Here is a 2,597-nt window from a genome sequence, read left to right as displayed (position 1 = left end):
CAGACACACATAGCGGCGATCATCGTGGACACCTCGACCGCGACGACCACCGCCAGTGATCACGCCACGCAGTTGATCAATTACCCGACACTTTCTGAGCGGCGACCTCGACCACGACAGCGAACGCCGACTCGCCGAGGAGGTGGACGCCGCCGCCGCCCGCAGCACCGGCCTGCTCGTCCTGGACGTCGCGGCGGTCACCTTCGCCGACTCCTCCGTGCTGCGGACCCTGGTGCTGGCGCAGCAGCGGATGGAGGCCGGGGCCGGCGCCCTGGTCCTGCTCGGGCCGCTGGCCCCCGCCCTGCGGCGGCTGCTGGAGATCACCGCCACCGACGGCTACTTCACCGTCGCCGACAGCCTCCCGCTGGCCCGCGCCGCCGCCGCCGACCTGCTGCGCCGCCAGCCGCGCGGCACCGGGACCGGGTGAGGCGGGGCCGGCCGTGCCGCATCATCCGCCCCCGCCGGGGCACAACCCCTCCGATCCCACCCGACCCCCGTCCGGCCTTGCCGGCCGGCACCACGGTGCCGTAGACGATTCGAGGTCGTCCATGTCCCACGACGACGCCCGGCCGCCGTCCCCGGGGGCCGTCGTCCCGGAGGAGCGGCCGCCGGAGCCCGTCCGCACCGCGGGCCAGGCCCGCGCCGTCCTCGCCCGGCTGCTCGCGGACGCCGAGCACCCCGGCGGCCAGGTGCTGGCCTCCGCGCAGCTCGCGGTGACCGAGCTCATCGCCAACGCCCTGCGCCACGGCGGCGGCTTGACCTGCTTCGACGCCCGCCTCGGCCCCTGCGGCACCGAACTCGTCGTCGACGTCGAGGACGGCGACGACCGCCACCCCGTCGCCCAGCCGCCGCACGGCCGCGACCCCGCCGCCGCGGGCGGCCGCGGCTGGGCCATCGTCCAGGCGCTCGCCGCGACCTGCCGCATCGACCCGCTGCCCGGCGGCGGCAAGCGGATCCGGGTCACCTTCGCCCTGTAGCCGGACCGCCACGGTCGCTCCGGCTGCCACGGCCGCTCCGCCCGCTCCGGCCGCTCCGGCGAGGCCGTCCGGAGGAACCCGCGGGTCCGCGGCGGGAACGGAGGATTGGATCCGTGACGGCCGGTCAGACCCAGGGCATGGACACCGACCGCCGCCCGCTGTGGCAGCCCTTCTCCGAGACCGCCGCCCACCCGCCGCTCCGCCGGCGCGACGGGGCACCGCCGGCACCGGTCACCGCCCCGCCGTTCCTCGAACCGCGCCCCGCACCCGTCCCCCCGGCCCGGCCCGGGGCACCCCGCTCCGCCGCCGAGACCACCGAGGCCGCCGAGGCCGCCGAGCGCCGCTCCGGGCGGCCCCGTCCGTCCCGCGGACTCCGGTGACCCGCCGGACCTGGCCCGCGGACCGGCCGGAGCGGGCCTACGCGGCGCGGGGACCCGGGCGGGACGACAGGTCGGCCAGCACCTCGCGGGCCGCCCGGGCGCCCGAGGCCAGCGCGCCCTGCACGGAGCCGGTCGCCCGGTGGTCGCCGCACACGTACCGGCCCGGTGCCCACCGGGTGGTGCGGGTCAGGGGGTGCGGGGCGGGCATGGCCGGGAGGGCGCCCGGGATCCGGTAGGCGGCCAGCGGCTCCCAGCCGGAGGTGTCGCAGCCGTACAGGTCGGCCAGCCGGGCCCGCACCGGGCCCTCCTCGGCCGTCGTGCCGAGCACCGAGGTGGACACCAGCGACAGCCCCCGCGGCGCGCAGCCCGGCACCACCTCCGAGAGCACCACCGAGTTCAGCAGCCGGCGCCCGGAGTCCACGAGCAGGGTCGGTTCGGCCAGCGGGCTGCGCTCGGCCGCGTGGTAGAACGTCGTCACCGACCGGGTCTCCGGCACCGGCAGCCCGGGCAGCAGGGCCGCGGCGGCGGCCGGTTCGGCGGCCACCACCACGCGGCGCGCCGCCACCTCCCGCCCGTCCGCCAGCAGCACCCCGTCCCGGTGCACCTGCGCCACCCGGGCGCCCAACTCCAGTACCCCCGGCGGAAGTTGCCCGGCCAGCGCGGCCGGGACCGCGCCGATGCCCGCCGCCGGGAGCGCGAGCGTCCCCCGGACCAGGCTGCGCCAGTACAGGTGCAGGACCCGGCTGGAGGTGGCCAGAGCGTCCTCCAGGAAGACCCCGGACAGGAACGGGCGCAGCACCCCGTCGACGGTCGCCCGCGAGACGCCCGCGCCGCGCAGCGCCACCGCCGCCGGCACGTCGCGCCCGCGGCGCAGCAGCGCGGCGGGCAGCAGGGCGTCGCGCACGGTCAGCGCGCCGAGCGCCGCCGCGTCCCGGGGCGGCACCACCCGCCCGGCCAGCAGGTCGCCCGCCAGGCCCGGCCGGCGCAGCGGATCGACGACCCGGCGGCGGCCCGCCGGACCGGCCAGCAGGAAACCGGGCGTGAACGGGCGCAGCCGCAGCGGCCGCAGGTCCAGCCGGCGCCGCACCTGCGGATAGGACGTGTTGAACACCTGGAACCCGCGGTCCAGCCGGAACCCGTCGCGCAGGTCGGTGCGCATCCGCCCGCCCACCGCCTCCGACGCCTCCAGCAGCCGCACCCGCCGCCCCGCCGCCACCAGGTCCAGCGCGCAGGCCAGCCC

Annotated in this window: 4 protein-coding genes; 3 read left to right on the top strand and 1 reads right to left on the bottom strand. The window is 78.9% G+C overall.

Annotation, left to right across the window (positions count from 1 at the left end; all coding sequences use genetic code 11):
* Positions 1–79 precede the first annotated feature (79 nt).
* From IH44_RS0139610 to IH44_RS0139595, 3 genes are all read left to right on the top strand, one after another.
* Entirely contained in the window at positions 80–427 is a 348-nt protein-coding gene (locus IH44_RS0139610; RefSeq protein WP_081967400.1) for an STAS domain-containing protein, read from the top strand.
* A gap of 121 nt (positions 428–548) precedes the next feature.
* Entirely contained in the window at positions 549–977 is a 429-nt protein-coding gene (locus IH44_RS42125; protein ID WP_051818318.1) for an ATP-binding protein, read from the top strand.
* 113 nt (positions 978–1,090) lie between these two features.
* Positions 1,091–1,357 carry a hypothetical protein gene (locus IH44_RS0139595; RefSeq protein WP_030464702.1) on the top strand — a complete coding sequence of 89 codons (267 nt, stop codon included), beginning with the start codon at positions 1,091–1,093 and terminating at the stop codon, positions 1,355–1,357.
* A gap of 37 nt (positions 1,358–1,394) precedes the next feature.
* Here IH44_RS0139595 and IH44_RS0139590 read toward each other — a convergent pair.
* On the bottom strand, positions 1,395–2,597 hold a 1,203-nt coding region (locus tag IH44_RS0139590; RefSeq protein ID WP_030464701.1), incomplete at its 5' end, for an FAD-dependent oxidoreductase.

The organism is Kitasatospora sp. NRRL B-11411 (genome assembly GCF_000721345.1).
In the GTDB taxonomy this organism is placed as follows: domain Bacteria; phylum Actinomycetota; class Actinomycetes; order Streptomycetales; family Streptomycetaceae; genus Kitasatospora; species Kitasatospora cineracea.
The sequence above is the reverse complement of the archived record's forward strand: the minus strand, read 5'-3'. Positions and strand labels throughout refer to the sequence as shown.

What these genes read in the sequence shown, in the direction of transcription:
- IH44_RS42125 (WP_051818318.1), top strand. Translation starts at nt 549, where the DNA reads ATGTCCCACGACGACGCCCGGCCGCCGTCCCCGGGGGCCGTCGTCCCG.